The following is a 24784-nucleotide window of genomic DNA, read 5'->3' on the forward strand; positions in this document are numbered from 1 at the left end:
CGGCTGGGCCGGCGTCGAGACCATAGGGGGCGGAGGCATGCGGAATGGCGAGTAAGACGCTACTGGGTGCTCTGGTTGAGAAGGCGGGATGGGAATTCCCGGACTTCCACAGGGAACTGAAAAGCGCCGGCAACGAACTGGCCCGCACCCTCAAGGACCCACGGTTTCGCGACCTGGACATGTCGGAGGCGACGTACCGGCGATGGGTCGCCGGGACGGTGAGTCGGCCGACCTCCGTCTTCACCCAGACGATCCAGCACCTGTTCGACAGGACGATCGCCGACCTCCTCGCACCGCCGAGTGAGGGAGATCCTGCGGCAATATCCCAGCAAGACCTCGAAAGAGAACTCGCGATGACCGCACGCGAAGCATCCGACCACGCCGCTTCCGTGGCGTCCGCCTTCCTCTCAGACCTGTCCATTGACCAGGTCCAGGACGACGTTCGCCACCTCGCCCGCACCTACAACAACCGGTCACCCTTCGAGGTGCTCCGTGAAGGCCGGCAGCTTCGGACGAATGCCGAAGGTCTTCTGGACCGCACCCACATCCCCGAGCAGAGGCAGCTGCTGCTGATCGCGATCGGCCAGACGACGGCGCTGCTGTCCCTGGCCGCCTTCGGACTCGGCTCCCTTGGCGAGGCCAGCCGGCTGGCCCGTTCCGCGGGCATGTACGCCGAGGTCACCCGCTTCACCCCGCTGGCCGCGTTCGCGGCCGGCACGCTCGGCATGTTCGCCTACTGGGAAGGGCGGCCGGGTGAGGCGATCCGCTTCATCCGGCAGGCGCAGTCGTTCCCCGGTGTCGGTACGGCCGGCCAAGCACGCATCGCTTCGATCGAGGCCAGAGCTTACGGGCACCTCGGCGACCAGCGCAGGGCCGCAGCGGCGGTCGCGCGCTTCCTCGACGTGGACACCGTCGAACGAGACGACCTCCACGACGATGTGGCCGGCGAGTTCCTACACGGTCCGGACCGGCTCGCCCGGTCGCACGGCACCACGTTCGTGCTCCTGCGTGATGGCGCCAGCGCACTGGAGCACACCCGGCGGGTGCTGGAGCTGCAAGCCAGCCTGCCTGTTGGGCAGAGGATTCCCCGGATCGACGCCGAAGCCAGGACGGACCTCGCCGCAGCGTTGATCCTCAACGGTGAGGTGGAGGAAGCAGCCGAAGTCCTCAAGCCCATCGCGGACCTTGCACCCGACCGGCGCGCCAAGGGCCTCGTCGAGCGGGTCGTCCACGTCGGCAAGCTGCTCACCACCGAGTCCGTCCGGACGTCACCGGTCGCTGCCGCCCTTCGAGAGGGACTGGAGGAGTACACCCGAGTCGCGGCCCCGCGACAGTTCGGGGGCGCCGCCGCGCGGCTGGCCATCGAGTAGCACATCACAACCGCGACGGACGGGGCGACCGATACCATGGCGGTCGGCCCGTCCGTCGCATCCTGCTCAGCGAAGAGATCCGGCAGCCGCCAGAATCGCCTGTTCCCGGTCCGCGTCGATTCCGAGAGCGGCTGCCCGCGCGTGCGGGACCGGGGCATTGCCGGCTTGGAGCCACTCCCAGGTGTCCCGGACCGTCTCCTCCAACGGGCGGCACCGGAACCCGGCCGCGTACGCCGGGCCGGAGTCGACCAGCCAGACGCCCTTGCCCGTCCGCCACAGCGGCACTTCCGTCCACTGCCGGACACCGTGCTCCAGCAGCACCTCATCCGGCACCCACCGCAGTTCGCCCTGACCGCCCGTCACCGCGAGACAGGCCCCCAGGAAATCGCCCATCGTGTCCCGGCCGATCGGCGCAGTGGCATTGAAGACGCCCCCGCCGGGCCGTTCAGCGAGATCGAGGGCAAAGCGGGCGACATCGCGGACATCGACCGGCTGGATGCCTTTGCTCGCAGACCCGGGCGCCAGGATCTGCCCGCCTCGCTCCGCCCGCCGCAGCCACCACGGGAGCCGCCCGACATACTCGCGCGGGCCGAGGATCACGCCAGGGCGAACCAGCCAGGACCGCTGTGCACCGAAGGTCTCAACAACCGCCCGCTCGGTGCCGGCCTTCTGCCGCCCATAGTGCAGGTTGGGGCCTCGCCAGCCCTCCGGGTTCCTGCCGTACTCGCGGTCGGCGTCGGCAGGACCGTCCAGCACCGGATCGCCCACCTCGAGCGGGTGGTCCGGCCATCCCGCGTACACCGACACCGTCGAGATGTAGACGTAGCGCTCGGTGGCGCTCTCCAGCGCCCTCGCCCCAGCGAGCACCACGTTCGGCGGTTGCTCGGCAGCCGACGTGTCGATCACTGCATCCCACGGACCCTGCGCGGCCAGCCGGGCCAGATCCTCGACCGACGTGCGGTCGCCTATGACGTGCCGCACGCCGGGCAGGAGCGTGCCGGATCGCCCTCGGTTGAACGTCGTCACGCCCCAGCCGCGCCCCAGTGCCTCCTCAATCACGGCCGTGCCCAGAAACCAGCCTCCGCCGATCACCAAGATGTCCATGCCCGGAATCCTGCCCAGGACGGGGGCCCGTTGGCCACCCCGTCGTAGTGGCGAAGCCGAGACGCCGCAGCTCGTGGCCGTGATCGTGGTGAAGATGACACCCCGATGACACTTGCGTGCGAATCAACCCGCGAGATGACAGCTGGACGACATGGCCCTGCCACGCCCAGCTCGGAACACTGGGGCACTCAGCCGCTGCGACACCTTCCGGTCCCTGGAACGGCCGAGCAGCGCCAGGAGGAGAGGAGATCCGATGGAGAGCATCGCATCCGCGGTCCAGCCGGAGGAGGAGGGCGGCCTGCTGGTCGGCGTCCGCAACATCCGGGCCGCGCGTTCGCGGGCCGACGTGCCGTCCGACAACACGGGCGGCAAGTCCGACCAGAACGACACCTGAGAGACCGCCCACGATGCATGAGACCGCCTCGTGGGCGGTGCGCCTGGGTGGGGACCAGTTCCTCACCCAGGCGCTCCACCGCTCCTACGCCGTGATCCCCGCGGGGGGCGCCGACACCGCTCCCCTCTTGTCCTGGGACGATCTGAACACCATCCTCGCCACTCACCGCATCGACCCGCCGCGGCTGCGGCTATCGATGGACGGGCAGACCGTTCCTGTCGGCCGGTACTCGACCCCGGCGGCCAATCGCCGTGGGGTGACCTGGAATCGGCTGCACCCCGCGCAGCTCCACGCTCAGCTCGCCGAGGGTGCCTCGCTCGTGGTGGACGCGATCGACGAGATCCACCCGCCGATCCGCACCGTTGCCGAAGCGTTGGAACGCTTCATCGGCACGCCCGTGCAGACCAACCTCTACGCTTCCTGGACGGAGAAGGAGGGTTTCGGTCGGCACTGGGACGATCACGACGTGGTCGTGGTCCAGCAGTACGGGGCGAAGCGCTGGCGGCTGTGGGAGCCGACCCGGCAGGCCCCGACCTTCCGCGACGTGGATTCCCCGGAGGAACCCGAGGGCGAGCCGGTCGCGGACGTCGTCCTTCACCCGGGCGACGTCCTGTACCTGCCGCGTGGCTGGTGGCACAGCGTCACTGCTGACCAGGGCAGCGAGTCGCTGCACCTCACCTTCGGACTCGTCGCCCAGACCGGCGCCACGCTCCTGGGCTGGCTGGTGGACGAGCTGCACGAGAGCCCCGCCGTGCGGAAGGACGTGCCGCTCCACGCCGGAGCAGACGAGAAGGCCGCCTACCTGGCCGATCTCAGGGCTGCGGTGCTTACCGCGCTCTCGGACCCTGACCTGATCGACCGCTGGGCCACGGCCTCCGGTACCACCCACTTCGGCCGACCGACCCCGTCCCTGCCCTTCGTGGACGCCCTCCCTGCAGACCCGGAGATCAAGGTGCGGATCACCGCCCCTCGCTCCGAACTCACCAGCGACCCCACCGCCCGGACCGTCACCCTGTCCGCCGCCGGAACCGCATGGGACTTCTCCGAGCGGGTCGAGCCCGCCCTGCAAACCCTGCTGACCGGAGACCCGGTCAGCATCGGGGAACTCGCCGAAGCCGCCGGCCTGGAGGTCAAGGACGTAGCCAGCGTCCTCACCGTCCTCGTCCAGGGCCAGGCCCTCGCCGTGGTCGGGGTCGGCCGGTGAGCCCGGAGCTCGGCCTGGGGACCTACCGGGTGCGCGCCGCCGGCGAAGCGGCGCGCACCGCCCTCACGGCCGGGGCGAAGTGGATCGACACCGCCCCCAACTACGGCCACGGCCGAGCACACCACGACCTGGCCCCGGTGCTCGCCGAGCACTCGACTGCCAAGGTGACGACGAAGACCGGCTTCTACCCGGACGGCCGCCACAGCATCGCCCCTGTGGACGTCCGCGCCCAGACCGAGGAATCGCTCGCGGCCCTCGGTCGTGCGGACATTGTCTTCGTTCACAACCCCGAACGGTCCGACCACGACCGGCAGCAGCTGCACCACAACCTCCGCGCCGCGTTCGCCGTGCTGGAGGAGTTCGCGCAGGCCGGCCGCATCGGGGGGTACGGCGTCGCCACCTGGGCTGGCTTCGCCAACCAGGCGTTCACCGTCGCCGAACTGATCGCTCTGGCTGGCGAAGCAGCCGGGTCGGCGAACCACCACCTCGCTGGTGTCCAGCTGCCGGTCAGCCTCGTCATGGCCGAGCCGATCGCCCAGGCCCTCGACGGAGCCGGGCCGCTCGTCCACGCGCGCGACGCCGGGATTACGACGTTCGCCTCCGCGCCCTTGCACGGCGGTGAACTGCCGGGCCTGATGACACCCGAACTGGTGAACCTCATCCAGCCGGGATCGACCCCGCACAGCGCCGCGTTGCAGCTCATCGGTGCCTGCCCTGCGCTGGACGTCGTCCTCACCTCGACCAGCACCCTCCAGCACTGGGAGGATGCCCGGGACGCTCTCGCCCAGCCGATCCCCGACGCACGACTCAGGACGGTGCTCGATGTCCTTTCAGCCGGATGACGACACCCGGCACGACCTGACGGGAGCGCACCAGAAGGCCGCCGGATTCCTCGGCCTGGTGTGCACCGGACCGCCGGTTTTCGGCACCTCCGGAACCACTGTCGGCCGCCGGGCCGAGAACGTCTGGCTTCGGGTCTCCAGAAGCAGCCGCCGCAGGGCACCCCGGCCGACCGGCCAGGGCGCCCTCGGCGCTGAGCAGCTCGTCCCTGCCTCCGTCCCGCGCCCCCGGCTCCACGACACCCTCGACTGGACCGAGGCCGGCTGGTTCTACCAGGCCGACGTCTTCGACCTGGTAGGTTCCGCGGTCTCCTCGACCCCGGACCTCCGCGATGACCCCGGCCTGGACGATGGCTGGTGGACCGGGCTGCGGAACGCGCTGGCTGCCATTGCGGAAGCGCCGGGCACGAAGATCACTCTGCGCCAGGCGTGGGTCGAAGAGGTCTTCCCGAAGTATCTCGGCATCCCGGCCCCGGGCGAGGTCGAGCGGACCACCGGGCACGGTGATCTCCAGTGGGCCAACCTGACCGCCCGGCCGCTCATGATCCTCGACTGGGAGCGCTGGGGCCTGGTGCCGGTCGGCTACGACCCTGCGGTCCTGTGGGTCAGCAGCCTCCTCGTGCCCGAGGCCGCCGACCGCATCCGTACGGAGTTCGCCGACAGCCTCGACACCCCGGCCGGACGCGTCGGTCAGCTCATCGCTATTGCGGAGATGCTCCAGGCCGTTGACCGTGGGTACTACCCGGAACTCGCCCCTCTGCTCGCTGACCGGGCACGTGAGCTGACCGGTGTCACCCCACCGCAGGGCACCGCCGCTGGCCTCGTCCGGTAGACCATGGACCTCCGGCAGGAGCCCGTCGATCACGTCCTGGACCAGGTGGAGCAGCGCCTCGGCACGAGGTTGGACCGGCGCAGCGTGGTGCGCAAGCGCCGGACGCTCGGAGCCGGCACCGACCGAGGCAGCTGGGTCAGGGTCGAGCGCCGCCCCTGGGCGCGAGCGCGGGAACAGGGCTGGGGCGGATTCGAAGCCGCAGCGGTGTTGGCTGGCGTGGCGATGCCACGCTGGTACGGGTCGACGACATGGCAGGACCCGGACGACCGGGCGATTTGGCACGTGGACGAGACCTCGCTGCTGCCCGAGCTCCCGGTCGGGGCCGCGGTGGTGACCGTCGACCCGGAGCTGTCCGATGGGTGGTGGTGCTCGTTGAACGCCTCGCTGGCAGTGCTGGCCGCTCAGCACACGGCCCGGGTAGCGGCCCCGGACACCGAACAGATCACGCAGCGGCTGGTCGACGACACGATCAAGGCCGCCTTCCCCGGAGCGCACGAAACTCGGGTGGAGCAGTGGTGTCCTGCTCACGCCGACCTGAACTGGGCGAACGTCACCGGCCCTGGTGAGTTCTGCATGTTCGACTGGGAGGACTGGGGAATGGCGCCACGCGGACTCGACTCGGCGTCGTTGCACGCCGCCTCCCTCGCCGTACCTGCGCTTGCGGACCGGGTACGCAGGGAGCGCCGGGCAGACCTTGAGAGCCGGGACGGGATGGTGATGCAGCTGTTCGTGCTGGCGAAGATCGTCGGACCACATGCCGGTCCGAACGACCCGCGAACGGGGCCGGCGCACCGGGAGGCCGCGCGGCTGATCCACGCTCTTCAAGGGGACTGAACGTCACCCTGCCAACGTCAGCGAGCTGAGAAGGAGCACGCATGGACCCCAACACGCGCCGTCCGGCCGGCCGCGACGCCGAGGACATCGCGAGCGCGAAGGAACGAGGCTGGAGCGATCTGGCACCCATCGACGACGCGTACCAGGCCGGCGAGATCACGGCCACCGAGTGGCACGCCGCCGTCCTGGGCGTCATCGAACCGGCCTACCTCAACGGCGACAACCCGCGGGCCCAGTCCGGCCACAGCGGCGACGAAACCCGCTGGCGAGAAGCCCGCAGCCTGCTCGTCAACCTGCTCCCGCCCCACGGTGGGACGTTCCTCGACATCGGATGCGCCAACGGCCACCTGATGGAGAGCCTGACCGACTGGGCGGCCGAAGTCGGGATCATCATCGAGCCCTACGGGGTGGAGATCTCCACCGCCCTCGCCGGCCTCGCCCGAACCCGCTGCCCGAAGTGGGCGCGTCGAATCTGGACCGCCAACGCGATGGGCTGGAAGCCTCCGCATCGCTTCGACGCCGTCCGCACCGGCGTGGACTACGTGCCGGCGGACCTGCGTGGAGCGTACGTAGCCCATCTGCTTGACCATGTCGTCGCCCCGGGCGGCCGATTGATCATCGGCGTCTACAACGAGGAACGAGACCAAGCCACAACGGCAAACCTGCTGCGGTCCTGCGGCTACACCCCGGCCGGTACCACCACACGAGACCACCGGCACCCGAAGATCCAGTACAAGGGTCTGTGGCTGGCCAACGCTTGAGTAAGCGCATCGCTGCCGGCGCGCGTCACCCCGTCACAGGGCACCGAACCCGGCCTCGTCTGGTAGACCATGGACCTCCGGCAGGAGCCGGTCCATCAGAAGGTCAGCGCCTTCCGCCCACCTCCCAGCGACCGCCGCATCGCGTTGACCAGTCGCGTCTGCGCCTGAGCCACCTCCGTGCTGGCCGCCCGGAACTCCTCTTCGCCGAGCGGAGGACGGGCCGGATCGGCTTCTCCCACGACGCGGTCCAAGAAGCGGTCTACCGACTGACCAAAGCTGTCGACCTCTCCCGCAACCTCTGCGGGAGCGATCAAGCTGACCCGCGTCAGAGCGGCGCTCCACTCGGCCCAGTCGTAGTCCCAGCCTCGACGGTCGGTGCGTGCGCGCTTGATCTCCATCGTGAACTTGGCATAGTGGCTGAGGAGTTCCTGGTAAGCAACCAGCTGCTGATCCCGCAAGCACTGATGGCCCCTGCCCCGTCTGGTGATGATCCCGCCTACCAGCACTCCCACGGTCGCCGAGGCCGCTCCCGTAACGGTCGTGATCAGCGCTTCCAGCAAAGCCACCCCAACCCCGTGCCCAGCAACTACCGTTCGATCCGCGATCGGAACATAGCACTGTCGGCGGTCGACAGAGCATGCGATGACATCGGTGGCTGGCAGACGCCTTTGAATCACGCCCTAGCGTGCTCCGTGCCGTGCAGAAACAGCTGAGGGCCGGGTCGTCCCGGATCGACGGGCTGTTCGGCTACACCTCGGCGGATGTCGTGAGGTTCTCCACGCGGTGACGGCCTCGTCGACTCACGTGACGGGCGAGCTGAGCGCGGCTCACCAGTCGAGGGGCTTGCGCTCATAGAAGAGACCGCCGGTGGGGCCGTCGTCGGGGAGGGTGGCGAGCCAGACTGGGGTGTCGGCCGCCTCTTCGGGGGTGCGGTCGGTTTCGCCGTAGGCCATGCGGGTGTTGGTACGGCCGGGGGAGGCGGCGTTGACGAGGATGCCGGTGCCGGTGAGTTCGGCGGCGAGGATCTGGGTGAGCGCGTTGAGACCGGCCTTGGAGACGCGGTAACTCACGTTCCCGGCACCCATGTTGCTCTGGGAACCGAGGTGGCTGGTGATGTTGACGATCCGGCCGTAGCCGTTCTTTCGCATCTCCGGTACGGCGGCTGCGGCGAGGCGCCAGGCACCAAGCAGGTTGGTGTCGATGGTCGCGCGGACCCGTTCGAAGTCGGGTGCGGAGGCGGCCTGGCCGCGGTCGACGGCAACGGCGGCGTTGTTGACGAGTACGTCGAGGCGTCCGAGCGGGGCGGCTGTGTCGGCGACGGCGCGGGCGACGCTCGCCGGGTCGGTGACGTCCAGTTCGTGGGAGTGCACGAAGAGCCCCTTGCTGGCGAGGGCGGCCTCGGCCTCGCGACCGGCGAGGCGGTCGCGCACGCCGAGGACGACGTGCATGCCATGTTCAGCGAGTCGGGCGGCGATGGCGAGTCCGAGGCCACGGTTTCCGCCGGAGACGAGGGCGACTCGCTGGTCGCGGTGTGTGGTCATGCGGACAGTGTGGCGAGCAGTTGGTCGAGCCGCTGGACTTTCGGGTGCTTCCTGGCCATTGGGAGTTCGGCTCGGGCCGCGAGCGCTCGAGCCGTGTTGCGCTGGGATGGGGCGTCGGCGGCTAACTCGAGAGCAGTTTCCAGGAGATGGACGGCGTGGTCGGCGTGGCCGAGGGCGATGTGGGTGCGGGCGCTCTGGATCGTGTAGGTGGCCAGGTCGCGTGCCTTGGAGGAGGGCATGAGGTCCAGCGCGGTGGTGAAGTAGGTCTCGGCGTGCCAGGGGAGGCGTAGGTCCGCGTAGCAGGTGGCGGTTTGGGCATAGAAGTCCGCTGTGTCGAAGTAGCCAGTCCAGGCCGGGTCGTCGTCCGTGGTGGCGGAGCGGGCCATCAGGGTTTCGGCTTCGGATAGCAGGCGTTCGCAGGCGGCTCGGTTGTTGCAGGCGGCTTCGGCGCGGGCCTGTCGCAGCAGGAGCATGGCCCGGGTTCTGGGGGTGACGTCACCGGCGCCTTCGACGGCGGCGCTTGCGAGCGCGAGCGCGGCGCCGGTGAGGCCGTGGTCGTAGCACTGGAGGCTGAGCGATTTGAGGATGTTGGCGCCCAACGCTCGGTCATCGGCGGCGTGGGCGGCTCGCAGTCCGGTGGTCCAGTAGCGCTGGGCGGCGCTATCGAGTCCGGCGTCGAAGCTGGCGAAGCCGGCGAGGCGGGCGAGCTCGGCGTCGAGGCGAAGAAGGCGTTGGCCGACCTTCTCGGTGTACGACGACTCCTTGAGGAGGTTGGTGACCGTGGCCAGCTCGGTGTGGAGGAGGCGTCGGGCCCGTTGACCGCCGAGGGCGGCCTCCAGTCGTCGCAGGCGGGGGAGCCCGCCCTCCAGGTCTTCGAGGAGCCGCTCGTCGACCTTGCCGCCGGCCAGCGCGGCAGCCAGGGCGCCAGGCTCCTGGGTAAGCCACTGGTTGGCGAGAAGGGTGAGCGCCTGTCCGCCGAGCTTCATGAATCCGCGCCGGTCGGGCATCGCGTGCTCCAGAGTGTCGTCCAGTGCATCGAGCGTCCCCGCCGCGGTCCAGGGGAAATCCGTGCGAACCGGCCCACCGTCCGGCAGCCACCCCGGCCACCCGAGCCGGTGCACCTCCCGCAGCGGCACGCCGAGCGCCGCCGCCAGGGCCTCCTGGCTCTCGGCGTCCGGCTCGACCCCCCAGTTCTCCCACTTCCACGCCTTGCGCCGATCGGACGACCGCTTGGTGGATTTGGCGACGATGTCGACGACGTCCTGGAAGGTCCAGCCCTGCTCGTCCCGGACCACGCTGAGCGGGTGGACCAGCCGTATGTCTGCGCGTAAGCCGTTTGATCGGCCCATCAGCAACCCCCCGATGTGTTCACCGGATTGTAGCCATTTGGCGACTGTGTGCTGATGTTTCTCGTGGGGCGGCTGGGGTCGGAATACGACACGAAGACGACAAAAGCGCTCTTCACAAGGGGAGTTGAGCGGGAGTTAGCTAGTGCTCCCCCTGAAGGGTGCCCGGCCGCTGGTCTGCGGCGGGGCACCCGGGGTGCAGCCGGGGACCGCCTCATGACCCGGCCGCGCAGCGAGAAGACGTCACGTGGACGGACCACTCGCACCGATCGCCGAGAGCACGGCACGCCAGCCGTGCTCGCACCTGCTCACCTGCACACCGATCCGTCCGCCGTGCGCCGTCGCGCCGCCGGGCGAGGCCGACGTGCCCAACCACTTGAGGAGCCTCATGTCCCGAAGGACCGCCGTCGTGACTGGCGGGGCCGGCTTCATCGGCTCCCACCTGTGCGATGTGCTGACCCGCACCGGGTTCGCCGTCGTCTGCGTGGACAACTTCCTGACCGGCAGCCGCAACAACATCGAGCACCTGCGCGGCACGGAGCACTTCGAGCTGATCGAGCAGGACGTCAACGACAAGCTGGCCATCGCCGCCGAGGTGGACGTGGTCTACCACCTGGCCTCCCCGGCCTCCCCCGCCGACTATCTGCGCCATCCCATCCCGACCCTGTCAGTTGGCTCCATCGGCACGCTGAACGCGCTGGAGCTGGCCAAGGAACGCGGCGCCCGGTTTGTCCTCGCCTCCACCTCCGAGGTGTACGGCGACCCCCACCAGCACCCGCAGACCGAGTCGTACTGGGGCAACGTCAACCCGATCGGCCCGCGCAGCGTCTACGACGAGGCCAAGCGCTTCGCCGAGGCCGCCACCGCCGCCTACCGCCGCGAGTACGGCACCAACACCGCGATCACGCGGATCTTCAACACCTACGGCCCCCGGATGCGCACCGACGACGGCCGCGCCGTGCCGGCCTTCGTCACCCGGGCGCTGGCCGGGCAGCCCCTACAGGTCGCCGGGGACGGCAGCCAGAGCCGCTCGCTGTGCTACGTCGACGACACCGTGGCGGGGCTGCTGGCCGTCGCCGAGAGCAGCCACCCGGGGCCGGTCAACCTGGGCACCGAGGACGAGCGCACCGTGCTGGACATCGCCCAGCTCGTCCTCGGCCTCACCGGCTCCACCGCCGGGATCGAGTTCGTCGATCTGCCGCAGGACGATCCTGTGCGCCGGCGCCCCGACACCACCGTGGCCCGCGAGGCGTTCGGGTGGGAGCCCCGAACCACGGCCGAGGACGGCCTGGCCGCCACCATCGCCTGGTTCACCCGCCAGCTGACCTCCGGAGCGGTGCGATGAGCGCCCCGGCGGCCACCAGGCTCGACCGACTGCGGACGCGCGGATTCACGGTGGTCCCCGCCGTTGTCACCGACGTGCTGCTGGAGCGGCTGCGTGCGGAGGCCGACGCCCTGGTGGCCTCCTTCGAGGACGGCCACCGAGCGGAGGACTTCTGGCACTTCACCCGCGAGGGCGAGAGCGCCCCGGTGCTCTACCGCGTCCACAACCTCCAGCGTCAGCTCGGCGCCCCGCTCGCGGCCGGCCTGTTCGCCACCGGCCCGCTCCACCACCTCGCCGAGACGCTGCTCGGCCGCCCGGCCACGGCCCGGGTCATCGCGATGATCGTCAAGATGCCGCACGTGGCCGCCGCCGTGCCCTGGCACCGCGACCGCACCGACGCCGCCCCAGGCACCGCGATCAATCTGAGCCTGTTCCTGGACGACTCGGACGCCGACAACGGCTGCCTGGAGTTCGTCCCCGGCAGCCACCGCCTCGACGACGACGCGGACATCGAGCAGGTCCGCGACGCCGGGCCGGTCCTGCCGGTTGCCGCGAAGGCTGGCGACGTCGCTGCGCACGACGTACGGGTCGTCCACGCGTCGCGCCCCAACTCCTCAGCCCGGCCCCGCCGCAGCATCGTCATCGAATTCGTCCCCGCCGACATGGAGTCACCGTGACCAGCCCCGCACCTGCCCACCGCCCGAAGGTCGCCACCATCACGGTCGGCACCAACGAGTCCCGGTGGCTGCCCGCCTGCCTGTCCACCCTGCTCGCCAGCCACACTCCCGACCTCGAGCTCACCGTCTGGTACATCGACAACGCCTCCACCGACTGCAGCACCGCGCTCGTGCGCGACAACCACCCACAGGCGCGGATCATCCAGAACGACAGCAACCTCGGCTTCGCCCAGGCCAACAACGTCGGCATGCGCGCGGCGCTGGCGGACGGCGCCGACTACGTCTTCCTCGTCAACCCGGACACCCGCACCCCGCCGGACCTGATCCAGCAGCTGACCGCCTTCATGGAGCGCTGGCCCGAGTACGGCATCTGTGGCCCCATGCAGTACACCTACAGGGAAGACGGGCCGGTCGTCCTGGACGAGTACAACGACTGGTCGCGCACCGCCGTGCGCTGCGGGGAGGCGGACGGCTTCGCCGCAGACCGGCCCGGCCGCCCCTCACCGGCCGGACCCGCCGCAGGCCGCGCCCCCGACACGCTGGAACATGCCTACGTCCAGGGCGCCGCGTTCTTCGTCCGCGCTGAACTCCTGCGTTCCGTTGGGCTGTTCGACCGCGTGTTCCACACCTACTACGAGGAGACCGACCTGTGCCGCCGGGCCCGCTGGGCGGGCTGGCGCGTCGCGCTCAACCTCGGCCTCGGCATTCAGCACTTCGGTGGCGGCGGGACCGGAGCGAGTACCTACCGCCGGGTGCAGATGCGCCGCAACCGGTACTACTTCCTCCTCACCGACATCACCTGGAGCTGGCCGGCCGCGGTGAGCCTGGCCGGGCGGTGGCTGCGCGAGGACCTGCTCGGCCGCTCCGTAGGTGGTACCACCACCCCGGTGCGCGGGTGGGTGGAGACGGCAGCCGCCGCCTGGTGGCTGCTGCGCCTCGCCCCGACCATCGCCCGTCGCCGCCGGGCCCACCGCCGCCTGCGCTCTGCCCGCCCGGCCGCCCGCACCGGCAAGGGGGCACCGTGACCAGGCTGCTGATCGCCGGGGACTTCCACTGGCAGGCCGGGTCGGCCCACATGATCGCCGAGTACGTGACGGCCGCGCCCGCGCTCGACTGCGAGGTCGCCCTCGCTGGTCCCCTGTGCCGGCTGGACGAGCAGGTCCCCCTGCTGCTGCCGGTCGTCGACGACCTCTACTGGGGTACCCACCTCGTCCTGGTCTTCGAAGGGCGTCAGTTCCTCGACGAGAAGCGCCTGGAGCTGTGCGAGCGCTTCCCCCGCGAGCGCCGGATCGTCCTCGACCCGGACGCCCACTGGGGTGAGCACACCATGCTCGGCGTCGACGACTCCGCCGGAACCTACGGCCACGAGCAGTGGCAGCAGCTGTACCGGCACCTCAGCGACCTCGTCCTCCAGCCCCGACTGGGCCCCCTTCCTGACGGCGCCCGGTTCTTCCCCTACTTCGGGATGCCCAAGCCGGTACGCCGACCCGAGCACGCCCCCGCGCAACTGCCCTACGAGATGCAGTACGTCGGCGCGAACTGGTGGCGCTGGGACGCCCTGGCCCGTCTCGTCGGAGCCGCCCGGACGGCCCGCCCACCGCTGGCGCGCCTGCGGGTGGCTGGCCGCTGGTGGACCGGCGACCCCCACCCCGACCACCCCGCCGCCACTGCCAACCAGCCCGGATGGCTGGCCGAACGCGGGGTCCACGTCACCGGCCCCGTTCCCTTCGGCACGGTCCTGACCCAGATGGCCAAGGCCGAGATCACCCCGGTCCTGGCTCGCCCCCTGCTCGCCCGTCAACACCTGCTCACCCCCCGCATGTTCGAGACCATCGCAGCTGGCACCATGCCCGCCCTGCCGCCCGAACTCGCCTACACCACCGATCTCTACGGCGAGAACATCGCTCCCTTCCTCCTCGGCGACCACCCCGCCGAGGACCTTGCCCGGCTGCTGCGCGACGCCACTGCCAACCGCCGCCGCCTGGGCCGCGTCCAGGACGACCTGCGCCGCCGCTTCAACTACCGGCGCGTCCTGGGCCAACTCCTCGCCTTCACCAACTAGCCGGGAGGACCAACGTGCCCAACATCCTGATCACCGGGATCACCAGCTGCGAGAGCCGCGGAGTCGAGGCGCTTGCCCGCTCACTCGCCACCGAACTGACCACGGCACCGGACACCACCGTCACCGTGCTCACCCAGACCCCCGACCTCGACGCCGAAGCGCTCAGGGGCACCGGAGCCAATTGCACCGCCGACCCGTTCGTCGTCTCCCGCTCCTGGGCCACGATGCGCCCGGTCGAGACCGAGCCGAACCGCCGCGCCCGCGCGCAGCGCCTCCTCCAGCACGCCGACCTGGTCCTCGCCACGGGCGGCGACCTACACACCTCCGACTACGGCGTCTCCACCTCCTATCTCGCGGTCCTCGACCGCGCCCAGCAGCTCGGCGTCCCCACCGCGATGATCGGCCAGTCCATCGGCCCCTTCACCGACCCCGCCGAGACCGCGGCGTTCACTGCCACCGCCAATGGGCTCGACCTGCTGACCGTCCGCGAGACCACCAGCATGAGCTACCTCACCGACCAACTTGGCCTCCCCGCAGCGCGGGTGGTGCTGTCCGCCGACCCCGCCTTCCTCCTCCAGCCCTCCTCCCCGCAGCGCGCCGAGCAACTGCTCGCCGACGTCGGCCTGGCAGGCCACCAGCCGTACGTGTGCCTGGTGCCGAGCCGCGGCGTCACCCGCTACAGCACCATCAGCGACGCCGACCACTTGGTGGCGCTGACCTGCCTCGCCGACACCCTGTGGCGCGTACGCCGCCGACCGCTGGTGCTCGTCCCGCACTGCCATGACTCCCGAGCGCACAACGACGACCGCATCCTGGCCCGGCAGATCGCCGACCGCCTACCCGGCACGCCTGTGCACGTGCTGGACCGCGACGGCACCGGGGCCGGCGAGTACAAGGCCGTGCTCGCCGGAGCCGAACTGGTCGTCTCCGAGCGCCTGCACGCCTCGATCGGCGCCCTGTCCAGCGGTACCCCCGCCGTCGCCATCGGCCACAGCCCGAAGTTCCATGGCGTCCTCGCCGACACGTACGGATCCGCCATCTCCGTCACGGACATCCACCGCGACGTCGCCGCGTTCACCACCGACCCGGCCGCCGCTGAGCAGCTAGCCCTCCTGGACACCGACAAGCTCCGCGACCACCTCGCCACCCGGCTCCCGGCAATCACGGCACTCGCCGCCGCCGACCTCGCCCGCGTGCGCGCCCTCCTCAAGTCCTGACCCCGCCAACCCGATCGGAGCACCACATGGCCCTTCACCTGGTCACCGGTGGCGCCGGATTCATCGGCTCCCACCTCACCGACCGCCTCCTGGCCGCCGGACACGACGTCGTGGTCCTCGACAACCTCGACGGCGGCAAGCGCGAGAACGTCCCCCGCGGCGCCACCCTCGTCACCGGGTCCATCGCCGACCGCACCGCCGTCGACGAGCTCTTCGCCAGCCACACCTTCGACAGCGTCTTCCACCTGGCCGCGTTCGCTGCCGAGGGCATCAGCCACGCCGTCAAGGCGCACAACTACGAGGTCAACGTCCTGGGCAGCATCCACCTGATCAACGCCGCCCTGCGCACCAGCGTCCGGTACTTCTCCTACGCCTCCTCCGTCGCCGTCTACGGCACCGGCCGTGTCCCCATGCACGAGGACGACCACCCGCAGCCCGCCGACAGCTACGGCAACGCCAAGCTCACCATCGAGCGCGAGCTCGCCATCACCGCCCACCTCCAAGGGCTGCCGTTCACCGCCCTGCGGATGCACAACGTCTACGGCGAGCGGCAGAACATGGCCGACCCCCTGCGCAACGCGGTGGCGATCTTCCTCAACCAGATCATGCGCGGCGAGCCGATCACCGTCTACGGCGACGGCAGCCAGCGCCGCTCCTTCACCTACGTCCACGACATCGTCGGCTGCTTCCTCGACGCCGCCGACACGCCTCGTCACTGGAACCGGGCGATCAACGTCGGCAGCCAACAGCCCTGTACCGTCCTGGAGATGGCACACGCAGCGCGCACGGCGATGGGCGTCCCGGACCACCCGATCCTCCACCTGGCCACCCGCGAGGAAGTCCACGCCGCCTACACCAGCAGCGAACTCGCTCGCCTGCTGCTCGGCGGTTGGAAGGACACCCCACTGACCGAGGGTCTGGCCGTCACCGCCGCCTGGGCCAGGAATCACGGCCCCGTCAACCCCCGCAGCACGCTCACCCTCGAAGTCGGTGCCGACACCCAGCCCGAGTGGTACACCAACGCCACAGCCACCTCCGGAGAGGACACCCAGCCGTGAACCGGACCATTACCCTGCCCCCGGCCGAGACCATCGCCACGGACGTCGGCGGTGTCCTCTACTACGACGAGCCGTTCGAACTCGCTTGGCTGCAAGGCGTCCTGGAACGCGCCGGCGAAGACGACCCGACGCTGACCATCGAGCGCTTCACCGCCGAGATGCGCCGCTTCTACCTCCACAAGGCCGGCACCTCCGCCGGTCCCGGCCTCTTCACCCCGGCCGGCGCCCACAGCTGGAACCAGGTCCGCCGCACCTGGCACGACCACGTCCAGCTGATCCCCGGCTCCTTCGACGCCTTCGATGCCCTGTATTCGGACCGCCCCGTGTGCATCGTGGCCAACCAGCCGCCCGAGTGCGAGGAGGTCCTGCGCGACACCGGAGTAGCCGACAGCCTGGCGCTGATCGCCCTCGACTCCACGGTCGGCGTCGCCAAGCCCGACCCCGGGCTCCTCCGCTGGGCGATGGACCGGCTCGGATGGCAGCCCGCCACCACCCTGATGGTCGGCGACCGCCCCGACCACGACGCCGCGCCCGCCCAGCAACTCGGCGTCCCCGCCGCCCTCGTCGCCCCGCCCACCGGCTGGACCGCCCCGCCCGGCACCGACCCGGCTCTCGTCACCGCCTACACGGCCGTACGGGCCGAACGCCTGGAGAGCCACCAGCACCCCGCCGCGGAGCACAGCCTCCACCTGCTGGACCTCGCCGACCTTGCCGAGCAGCTCACCGGTCGGCGGCGCCCCACCACGAAGGAGCCCAGCAGGTGACCTTGCCTCTGACCCTGGCGGTCTGCAGTAACCGCCCCAGGCAGTTGCGGGCCGCCCTCCTCCGGCTCGATCACGTCCTCGGCCCCGACGACCGGCTCCTGGCCGTCGTCGACACCACCGTGGACGCCGCCACCGCGCACTCGCTCACCCAGACCACCACCCGAGCGGCGCTGCTGTTCAACCGCGCCACGATCGGTCTGTCCTACAGCCGCAACCTCGTGCTGAAAGAGGCGCCGACCCGGCACGTCGTGTTCCTCGACGACGACATCGTCCCCTCCGTCGCCGCGATCGACGACCTTCGCGCTGAAATGGAAGCGGGAGCCCACGTGGCCGGCACCCGGATCACCGCCGACCTCCAGGGCCAGCGGGCGCCCTGGTGGCTGACTAACGGTCAGCTGCACTACCTCGGCTCCCATCACCCCGCCCGGGCCGCCAGCATTTGGGGCGGCTGCTTCGCTCTCGACCGCGATCACGCCCGCCTGCTCGGAGTCGCCTTCGACGACCACCTCGGCCGCGTCGGTACCAGCCTCGCCTCCGCCGAGGACACCACGTTCGTCCGCCGGCTCGCGGCCCTGGGTGCCACTGCTACCGTCCTCGACACCACGCAGGTCCATCACCTGATACCCGCCCAACGGCTCCGGCCCGGATACCTCACCCGCCGCGCCTATTGGCAAGGCCGCAGCGAGGTTCGCCGGGGCACCGCCCGAGGTGGCCTGCACAAGGAGTGGAACCGCAACCGCTCCGGCGGCCGGGGCGTCCGGAGCGCCGCCCTCGCCCTCCTCTACACCACGGCGGTGCTGACCGGTATCGGCCGCGAACTCCTCGACCAGGCCGGGAGGCACTCGTGAAGATCGCCATGCTCAACCCGCCCCACCGGTACGGACAGGACACCACCCAGTGGATCACCATCCCGCCGCAGGGCTACGGCGGCATCCAGTGGGTGGTCGCGACCCTCATCGACGGGCTCCTCGAAGCCGGGTGCCAGATCCTCCTCGTCGGCGCCCCCGGCACCACCCCCCGGCCGGGTCTGGCCGTCTCTGACGCCACCACCTTCGACACCACCCTGGCCGCACTCAGCGAGTTCCGCCCGGACGTCGTGCACGATCACACCAACGGCCAGTTGCTGCCCGCCGAGCCGTCCTGGCCGGCAGTGCGCACCCATCACCTCAATGGCGTGCCCGAGCACCGGGCGAACGGCGTCTACCTCTCCCACGCCCAGCGCCGCGCCGCCGGGTCCGCGGATGCGCCCATCATCCGGCTCCCGGTCAACCCCGACCGCTGCACCTACCGCGAGAAGAAGGACGACTTCCTGCTGTTTCTCGGTCGGGTCTCCGCCCACAAGGGCGCGCGGGACGCCGCGGCCTTCGCCCAGGCCGCCGGCCTCCCGCTGAAACTCGCCGGACCGGCCTGGGAGCCGGACTACCTGCACGGCATCCTCACCGACTACCCCGGCGCCGTGGAGTACATCGGAGAGGTCGGAGGGAGCCACCGTACCGAACTCCTCGCCGCAGCCCGGGCTCTGCTCGTCCTCTCCCAGCCCTTCGGCGGCCCCTTCGGAGGCGAGTGGATCGAGCCCGGGGCCACCGTCGTCGCCGAGGCCGCCGCCAGCGGAACCCCAGTCATCGCCACCGATAACGGGTGCCTCGCCGAGATCGCCCCGCACGTCGGCATCGCCCTACCGGTCGAGCAGACGCCCACCGGCGAGGAGGCCGCCAAGATCCTTGCCAGCCTCCCGGCCCCGGAACAGCTTCGCGCCACCGCGGTCGAGCGTTGGGGCCACCACGTGGTCGTCGCGAAGTACCTGGAGGTCTACCGCCGTGCCGCCGCAGGCGGCACCTGGAACTGACCCGAGATCAGCGCGAACGCTTCCCGGACGCGATCCGCTGCCGGGAAGCCTCGTACAGCACTGCGGTCGCAGCGTTCGCAGCGTTCAGCGAGCTTGCCGCCCCCGTCATCGGGATGCTCACCGTGAAGTCGCACAGCTCCCGCCACGTGCTGGACAGACCGGTCGTCTCGTTGCCCACCAGCAGAAGCACCGGCTGGGTCAGGTCGAAGTCGAAGACATCGGCGTCGCCCTTCTCGTCTGTGCCCACCAAGACCAGCGGGTGGCCGGCGGCGCGCTGGTGCTCCACCCAGGCCATCACCTCGTTCGGCCCCGGCACCCGGACGGACGGCAGCGAGAACAGGCTGCCCGTGGTTGCCCGTACGGCCTTCGGGTCGTAGACGTCGGCAGCATGGCCCGAAACGATCATCCCGTGCGCGCCGAAGGCGTCCGCTGACCGGATGATGCTCCCGATGTTGCCCGGCGTGGTCGGCCGGTCGAAGAGGACACCGAGGAAGTCCGGCCCGACCTCGATCCGGCCCAGGTCGTCCGCCGGCATGCCGACTACCGCGATCACCTCGGGCGCGCCCTCGGTCTTCTCGCCCAGCTCCGCCAGCAGCTCCGGCGCCATCACGATCCGCTCGGCCCGGGTCGTCCGAAGCAACTCCTGCGCCCAGCCCGACAGCTTCCGCCGGTCGTCGTAGAGCAGCGCGGTGATCGGCCAGCCATACTCCACGGCCAGCGAGATCGGCCGAACCCCCTGGACCAGGAACTCGTGCAGCTGGCTCCGCTTCTTCCGGTTGGTGAGCAGCGCTTCCCACTGCTGGAACCGGGCGTTGCGAGAGGTGATCCGCTGAACCGCTGGCACCTGTCCTCCAAGGTGAGCCGACTTCCACGATGCGTTCCGACCATGGCGGAGTCCGCACCAGCGCAGCTCGCAAGCCTACACCGGCACCATGCGTCAGCCCGTTTCAGTTACCGCCGAGGCAGCTGCACCTTGGCACCTTCGGCGACCCCGCCACCGGCGGCGCTGGTAGGGCCCCCGAAAGATCAACTACGGCGCCGCTGCCCAGTTTCGATCTTGGAATCAGTTACGAGAATCACTATTGCGCTTGGGTGACGTTCACAACACACCAGTCCGGATGTATCACACTTCTCTCCTTGTACGATTAAGCGTGGCCGCCGATCGACCGGCCGCCGCGCACCTCAAACACAGGCTCCTGGCTACTAGCGCCTCGCGTACGAGTATCGGGATGGGGCTGGCGGTGAACACCAGTGGCATTTCAATGGAGCGACTATGCGTTGGCGCAGAGACCCTTCACGGCGCGCACTTGTGAAGGAATGCGAGAAACTGCTCGCCGACCTCCCTACCCCCGCTCCTTTCAGTGTCGAGGCGCTGGTGCGAAATATGGAGGGAGCGTTGGGTCGCCAGATTCGGCTAGTGCCACTGGATGACCCCAATGGGGGACTGGGCACTGCATGTGGTCTCCGAGTCAAAGCGCCGGAGTTCACAATCATTCTCTATCGTCGCCGCTCAAGCCGAAATCAAACCGAGCACATCATCCTCCATGAGCTCGCGCACGAATGGCTGGACCACGGGACCACCCTGACGGCCGCCGAGGTTGAGCGATACGTCCCTGAACGTATCCGCCAGGAAGTGATCCGCCGTTTCCCGTCGACTCTGGTCCAGGGGCGCGTAGATTTTGACAGCCCCGAGGAGAAGCAGGCCGAGCTTTCGGCTTCACTGATAAAGCGGCTGGCGCGCCGTCAGCCGATCGCGGGAGATGACATGGTCAGTCTCCTGGAATCCTCGCTCGCCCACCCAGTTGCTCCGCCGCGGTTCAGACGTTAGCCGCGATTGTACAGCGACCGCCGAGGCGAAAATTACGGCCCCACGACTCACCACGCATCAAACAGTCCACCTGCTGGCAATTAAGGCTGCCGTCAGCCGACCTCCCGGGCGGCAAAAAGACGTAGCCTGCACAGATAACCACTGGTTACATGTTCGACTACTCTAAGTACCTGACTGCGATAGTGATGACCGCAATCGCCGTATGGCGATTCCCTGCAGTTCGCTATGGCGACTTTCACCGCCGGGCGCTCTGGGGCGGCTATGCAGGATTCGCTGTAGCCCTTTGGCTCTATACGCCGGCAGTAATGGATGCCGTAGATCGCATTCCAGTGGTGGACCTGGACGCCCTGCTGAGACACTTCGCCAGCACTGCAGCGACCATCGCAGCCCTGACCTACGTCGCCACCAGCTACGGGAAGAGCACGGAGGCAGCTGTGCCCCGTCACGTAGCAGTCTCCCGCTGGATCGCTCGCGCATCCTATAAAGCGGGGGCTGTAGGCGTCACCCTGCTCACGGTTCTATTTTTCACCGTGGTGGACCGAAGGGTGCAAAGCCAAGATTTCCTCATCGACCACGCTGGACAGTGGGGAGTCGCGGTCTACATGACCGTATTCTACTTCTTTCCGCTTGTCACGGCCGCGGTTTGCGGTTACCAGTGGACGAGGGCGGCGCGACAGGCTGAGTGCACGAGCATGCGAATCGGGCTGGGCTTGATGGGGGTCGCGATGTGGATGGGGTTGGTTCATTCACTGGCCCGTCCCGGCCTGCTGTGGGTCGCGGTGGCCTTCCCTTTGAGCCCCTCAGCAGTGCGGTTTGCCGTAGACGCCGAATCGATATGGATGGATCTGCTTTTCCTGATCGTCGCGGTTGGCGCGAGCATTCCCACCACCCGTGCGGTGGCGGCACGGTGGAAGACGTGGCGGACCCTGAACAGGATCTATCCGCTCTGGTTCGACCTGGCGGAGGCGTTTCCGGGGACGAGCCTGTATCCACCGGGGAGGCGCCTCACGGAACTCTTGCAGCGCGTCCCCATCGACGTCCGCCTCGACCGGTGGACCCAGGATATTGCCGACGCATGTGAGCGGCTTCGCTACTACGCTCCACGAGATCTGGTATTCGCGGCAGAGGATGTTACCGCCTCGCATTCCAATCCCGAACCAGCTGCAGAGGCGTACTGGATTAAGGCCGCGCTCAAGGCCGTTGACGCAACACCAGCAAGGGTAGACGCCTCAGCCCCACTGCGAGAGAAGCCCTTCGTTGATACTGAAAGTGAAGCGGCGTGGCTCGCACGCGTCAGCGCGGCCTATTCGGATATTTCCGAGGATCAGGCGCAGGAGCTTCTCGTGTACGCGGCAAGAGTGGAGTTCGAAGCGGATCAGTCGCCCGTTTGATGCATGCCGCAGATTTATTCCCTGGGGTGGCCCCCGTATCGGCGCGCTGGGTCGGGACGTGGCGATCTTGATAGCGAGCCAGCGAGTGAGATTTAGCACGATCCGCTGCGCGGGCTGATTTGGTACCGTGGGTTTTGCGGACTGATAGGTCTTGATCCGCCCGTAGGTGCACCCTGGCCTGCGACGCACAGTTGCTGTCGTCACCATATGTAGCCGGGGTCGTGACGCCTTCCTCTCTGGATGGGCGTCCGAATTCTCAGCAATCAATGGAGTTCCCGCATGTCCAACCGCACTGGCCTCATCCTCGATTTCGGCGGAGTGCTCACCACCCCGCTCCTGCCCGCCGTGCTGGCGTTCGAGCAGCGAGAGGGCCTTCCGCAGGGCGCCTGCCTCACGGCCCTGTACAAGGACGAGACGGGCGTCCGGATCACCTCCGACCTGGAGCGCGGCGCGGTGAGCCAGACCGAGTGGAACGAGTTCGCCGGCAAGATGTTGGGCGTCCCGAGCGACAACCTGATGGGCCGCATCTTCGGTGACCTTCGCCCCGAGCCGCGGCTGATCAACGCGGCTGCTGCGGCGAGGCGCGCGGGGATCAAGGTGGGCATCCTGTCCAACAGTGTGGGACTCGCCCCCTGGGACCTGTACGACGGCTACGAGCTTGAGCGGCTGTACGACGTCGTGGTGATCTCTGAGCAGCACCTGATGCGCAAGCCCGACCCGGCGCTCTTCGAGATCACGCTCAAGCTCATGGACCTGCCGGCCGAGCAGTGCATCTTCGTCGACGACACCGAAGCGTACGTGCAGGCAGCGGAGCAGCTCGGCCTCGCAGGGGTGCACAACCAGGACCCCACGCGGACGGTCGCCACTCTCTCCGACCTGCTCGGCGTGGACCTTACCGCGTAGTAGGCCGGCGCCTCGGAGGCCCGAGGCCAAGAACAGCGAAGGGACTGCTACTCTCCCCTGCCGGGGCAGAGCCGCAGTCCCTTCGCTGCTTGTCAGCGCTGGTGCCGCAGCAGCATCGATCGCCGTGTTGGAACGCGCCGCCCGGATGATGATCGGGCGGCATGTTCGTTTCCGGGACCAGCCCGTTGTCCGCGTACTGCTGCAGGGCTCAGCGGGGTCGCGCCCGTTGGTCGGCATGGCGAGGCGGGAGCCCGACCGAGGTACCGGAGGGCGCCGACGGCGCACGCGCGTGGGGGGTGCTCCGGGGTCGCCCGGCGTGGGCGGGTGCAGCTCGGCGTCAGTCCCCGTCTTGCACCTCGGGCAGCTTGTGCTTCAGCTCCCCGACGAGATTGTTGATCGTGGCCATCATCTCGGTGGACAGGCCCCCGCCGTTACCGCGTGCAGCCAGACCGAGGATCTGCCCCCGTTGGATCGAGCTGAGGAAGCGGAGCGCCTCCAGGAATTCACGGGCCTCCGCGCTGACTTCGGCATCGTCCTGGAAGAGGGCGACGTCGACCTGTAGCGCCTCGGCCAGGCCCGCGCGCACTACGTCGGAAGCGTCGGTCGTGGCGCCCGTGCGGAGGGCGACGATGTCCTCGACTACAACGAGTGTCTCGCCCGCGTGAGCATTCACGGCGCGCGCGAGATCCTCGTCGGAAGGTGCCTCCTGGTCCGCGTACCCGTGCTGCAGGAGATAGTTGATCTTCTCTCCGATGGTGCGGGGGGCCGACGCCTGCTCGTCACGGGAGGCCGCGGGGCGAATTCCGAACGAGCAGTCCTGGGCGGCCAGCAACTCCTTCTCGGTCACCCCATATGCCTCTGCGAGCGGTAGCACGTAGGCGTCCTTCAGCCGGCGCCGACCGCCCTCCGCGTTGCTCACTGGCACGCGACTCGTGCCGATGATCGCAGCGGCCTGCGCCACGCTGAGGCCGGCATCGCATCGCAGAAGCTGCAAGTCCGCAGGGCCGTCGTGGGGGAAAAGAACATCGAGCGGCTGATCGAGCGCCTCTGCAATCGCAGGGAGCTTCTCGCCCTTGGGGTGGTCCTCGCCGTTCTCCCATCGCGCCACGGTGGGGCCGCTGGCGCCCACCTTGGCACCCAACCCACCCTGGCTAAGGTCCTTGCCCCGCCGGACAGCACGTACGCGCTGGCCGTCGAATTGACGTGGCACATGAACTCCAGCAGGGGGACGATCGGGCAGGTCGGGGCGGTGTTGAGACCACTGTAGTCCAGGCTTGATACATCTGCACAACTAACGTACGTTTCTGTATCGCACCGCCGGAGGGGCTCCGCCTCTTCATGGTGCCAGCCTCTGGCGACCCGTGTGCATGCTGCCTTGTTGCGGCCACCTGCGCAACGGGCCGTTGGATTCGGTATCCAGGCGGCGCCGACCGGTCGTGGAACGACTCCCGATGCCGGCCGTCGCGAGCCCTGTCCGACCCGTAGCGCT

Annotated in this window: 25 protein-coding genes; 19 read left to right on the plus strand and 6 right to left on the minus strand. The window is 69.3% G+C overall.

The genetic code is table 11. From position 1 onward, the window contains the following. The first annotated feature begins 44 nt into the window (after positions 1-44). Positions 45-1370 carry a DNA-binding protein gene (locus tag ACWDD9_RS09500; RefSeq protein ID WP_449811236.1) on the plus strand — a complete coding sequence of 442 codons (1326 nt, stop codon included), beginning with the start codon at positions 45-47 and terminating at the stop codon, positions 1368-1370. Between the two features lie 66 nt (positions 1371-1436). Here the strand turns inward: ACWDD9_RS09500 and ACWDD9_RS09505 are convergent, their stop codons facing one another. Further along, positions 1437-2474 (minus strand): NAD-dependent epimerase/dehydratase family protein, encoded by a 1038-nt coding sequence (locus tag ACWDD9_RS09505; protein WP_449811237.1) that lies wholly within the window; start codon positions 2472-2474, stop codon positions 1437-1439. Positions 2475-2727: 253 nt separating this feature from the next. Between ACWDD9_RS09505 and ACWDD9_RS09510 the strand changes: the two genes are divergently transcribed. From ACWDD9_RS09510 to ACWDD9_RS09535, 6 genes are read left to right on the plus strand one after another with little or no spacing between them, the layout of a single operon-like run. Next, on the plus strand, positions 2728-2868 hold the full coding sequence (locus ACWDD9_RS09510; RefSeq protein ID WP_449811238.1) for a hypothetical protein: 141 nt from the start codon (positions 2728-2730) through the stop codon (positions 2866-2868). A 13-nt stretch (positions 2869-2881) separates the two neighbouring features. Further along, positions 2882-4072 carry a cupin domain-containing protein gene (locus tag ACWDD9_RS09515; RefSeq protein ID WP_449811239.1) on the plus strand — a complete coding sequence of 397 codons (1191 nt, stop codon included), beginning with the start codon at positions 2882-2884 and terminating at the stop codon, positions 4070-4072. A 29-nt stretch (positions 4073-4101) separates the two neighbouring features. Beyond that, on the plus strand, positions 4102-4914 hold the full coding sequence (locus ACWDD9_RS09520) for an aldo/keto reductase (RefSeq protein ID WP_449811240.1): 813 nt from the start codon (positions 4102-4104) through the stop codon (positions 4912-4914). Next, on the plus strand, positions 4895-5743 hold the full coding sequence (locus ACWDD9_RS09525) for a hypothetical protein (protein ID WP_449811241.1): 849 nt from the start codon (positions 4895-4897) through the stop codon (positions 5741-5743). Before ACWDD9_RS09520 ends, ACWDD9_RS09525 begins: the two co-directional genes overlap by 20 nt. 3 nt (positions 5744-5746) lie before the next feature. Then, on the plus strand, positions 5747-6577 hold the full coding sequence (locus ACWDD9_RS09530) for a hypothetical protein (RefSeq protein WP_449811242.1): 831 nt from the start codon (positions 5747-5749) through the stop codon (positions 6575-6577). A 41-nt stretch (positions 6578-6618) separates the two neighbouring features. After that, positions 6619-7338, plus strand: coding sequence for a class I SAM-dependent methyltransferase (locus ACWDD9_RS09535; protein ID WP_449811243.1), 720 nt, complete (start codon positions 6619-6621; stop codon positions 7336-7338). Positions 7339-7433: 95 nt separating this feature from the next. On the opposite strand, the gene ACWDD9_RS09540 is transcribed toward ACWDD9_RS09535, so the two are convergent. The 3 genes from ACWDD9_RS09540 to ACWDD9_RS09550 all read right to left on the minus strand — a co-directional run bounded on the left by ACWDD9_RS09540 (position 7434) and on the right by ACWDD9_RS09550 (position 10174). Further along, positions 7434-7904 (minus strand): hypothetical protein, encoded by a 471-nt coding sequence (locus tag ACWDD9_RS09540; RefSeq protein ID WP_449811244.1) that lies wholly within the window; start codon positions 7902-7904, stop codon positions 7434-7436. A gap of 261 nt (positions 7905-8165) precedes the next feature. Next, positions 8166-8879, minus strand: coding sequence for an SDR family NAD(P)-dependent oxidoreductase (locus tag ACWDD9_RS09545; protein WP_449811245.1), 714 nt, complete (start codon positions 8877-8879; stop codon positions 8166-8168). Next, positions 8876-10174, minus strand: coding sequence for a hypothetical protein (locus ACWDD9_RS09550; protein WP_449811246.1), 1299 nt, complete (start codon positions 10172-10174; stop codon positions 8876-8878). Before ACWDD9_RS09550 ends, ACWDD9_RS09545 begins: the two co-directional genes overlap by 4 nt. A 439-nt stretch (positions 10175-10613) precedes the next feature. Between ACWDD9_RS09550 and ACWDD9_RS09555 the strand changes: the two genes are divergently transcribed. Genes ACWDD9_RS09555 through ACWDD9_RS09595 form a run of 9 tightly spaced genes read left to right on the plus strand, consistent with a single transcriptional unit; the run spans position 10614 to position 19173 of the window. Beyond that, a complete protein-coding gene (locus ACWDD9_RS09555) occupies positions 10614-11570 on the plus strand; it encodes a UDP-glucuronic acid decarboxylase family protein (protein ID WP_449811247.1) in 957 nt (318 codons plus the stop codon). Then, complete coding sequence (locus ACWDD9_RS09560; RefSeq protein WP_449811249.1) at positions 11567-12226, plus strand: phytanoyl-CoA dioxygenase family protein; 660 nt, start codon at positions 11567-11569, stop codon at positions 12224-12226. The genes ACWDD9_RS09555 and ACWDD9_RS09560 overlap by 4 nt, the downstream gene beginning before the upstream one ends. Next, positions 12223-13251 carry a glycosyltransferase family 2 protein gene (locus ACWDD9_RS09565; protein ID WP_449811250.1) on the plus strand — a complete coding sequence of 343 codons (1029 nt, stop codon included), beginning with the start codon at positions 12223-12225 and terminating at the stop codon, positions 13249-13251. Before ACWDD9_RS09560 ends, ACWDD9_RS09565 begins: the two co-directional genes overlap by 4 nt. Continuing rightward, the gene (locus ACWDD9_RS09570) at positions 13248-14288 is read left to right on the plus strand and encodes a glycosyltransferase family protein (protein ID WP_449811251.1); all 1041 of its coding nucleotides are present in this window, start codon (positions 13248-13250) and stop codon (positions 14286-14288) included. Before ACWDD9_RS09565 ends, ACWDD9_RS09570 begins: the two co-directional genes overlap by 4 nt. A gap of 14 nt (positions 14289-14302) precedes the next feature. Next, complete coding sequence (locus ACWDD9_RS09575; RefSeq protein ID WP_449811252.1) at positions 14303-15505, plus strand: polysaccharide pyruvyl transferase family protein; 1203 nt, start codon at positions 14303-14305, stop codon at positions 15503-15505. Positions 15506-15531: 26 nt separating this feature from the next. Further along, entirely contained in the window at positions 15532-16563 is a 1032-nt protein-coding gene (locus tag ACWDD9_RS09580; RefSeq protein WP_449811253.1) for an NAD-dependent epimerase/dehydratase family protein, read from the plus strand. Beyond that, complete coding sequence (locus tag ACWDD9_RS09585; RefSeq protein WP_449811254.1) at positions 16560-17327, plus strand: HAD family hydrolase; 768 nt, start codon at positions 16560-16562, stop codon at positions 17325-17327. Before ACWDD9_RS09580 ends, ACWDD9_RS09585 begins: the two co-directional genes overlap by 4 nt. Then, positions 17324-18175 (plus strand): glycosyltransferase family 2 protein, encoded by an 852-nt coding sequence (locus ACWDD9_RS09590; protein ID WP_449811255.1) that lies wholly within the window; start codon positions 17324-17326, stop codon positions 18173-18175. The genes ACWDD9_RS09585 and ACWDD9_RS09590 overlap by 4 nt, the downstream gene beginning before the upstream one ends. After that, on the plus strand, positions 18172-19173 hold the full coding sequence (locus ACWDD9_RS09595) for a glycosyltransferase (RefSeq protein WP_449811256.1): 1002 nt from the start codon (positions 18172-18174) through the stop codon (positions 19171-19173). Before ACWDD9_RS09590 ends, ACWDD9_RS09595 begins: the two co-directional genes overlap by 4 nt. A gap of 7 nt (positions 19174-19180) precedes the next feature. On the opposite strand, the gene ACWDD9_RS09600 is transcribed toward ACWDD9_RS09595, so the two are convergent. After that, positions 19181-20017 (minus strand): TrmH family RNA methyltransferase, encoded by an 837-nt coding sequence (locus ACWDD9_RS09600; RefSeq protein ID WP_449811257.1) that lies wholly within the window; start codon positions 20015-20017, stop codon positions 19181-19183. A 573-nt stretch (positions 20018-20590) separates the two neighbouring features. Between ACWDD9_RS09600 and ACWDD9_RS09605 the strand changes: the two genes are divergently transcribed. The 3 genes from ACWDD9_RS09605 to ACWDD9_RS09615 all read left to right on the plus strand — a co-directional run bounded on the left by ACWDD9_RS09605 (position 20591) and on the right by ACWDD9_RS09615 (position 23295). Further along, positions 20591-21001: a hypothetical protein gene (locus ACWDD9_RS09605; protein ID WP_387710220.1), complete on the plus strand. Its 411-nt coding sequence runs from the start codon at positions 20591-20593 to the stop codon at positions 20999-21001. A gap of 149 nt (positions 21002-21150) precedes the next feature. Beyond that, positions 21151-22392 (plus strand): MAB_1171c family putative transporter, encoded by a 1242-nt coding sequence (locus ACWDD9_RS09610; RefSeq protein WP_449811258.1) that lies wholly within the window; start codon positions 21151-21153, stop codon positions 22390-22392. Between the two features lie 279 nt (positions 22393-22671). Beyond that, a complete protein-coding gene (locus ACWDD9_RS09615) occupies positions 22672-23295 on the plus strand; it encodes an HAD-IA family hydrolase (RefSeq protein ID WP_387710216.1) in 624 nt (207 codons plus the stop codon). Between the two features lie 337 nt (positions 23296-23632). Here the strand turns inward: ACWDD9_RS09615 and ACWDD9_RS09620 are convergent, their stop codons facing one another. Then, positions 23633-24505 (minus strand): helix-turn-helix domain-containing protein, encoded by an 873-nt coding sequence (locus tag ACWDD9_RS09620; RefSeq protein WP_449811259.1) that lies wholly within the window; start codon positions 24503-24505, stop codon positions 23633-23635. Positions 24506-24784 lie beyond the last annotated feature (279 nt).

Source organism: Kitasatospora sp. NPDC001119 (assembly GCF_053598475.1).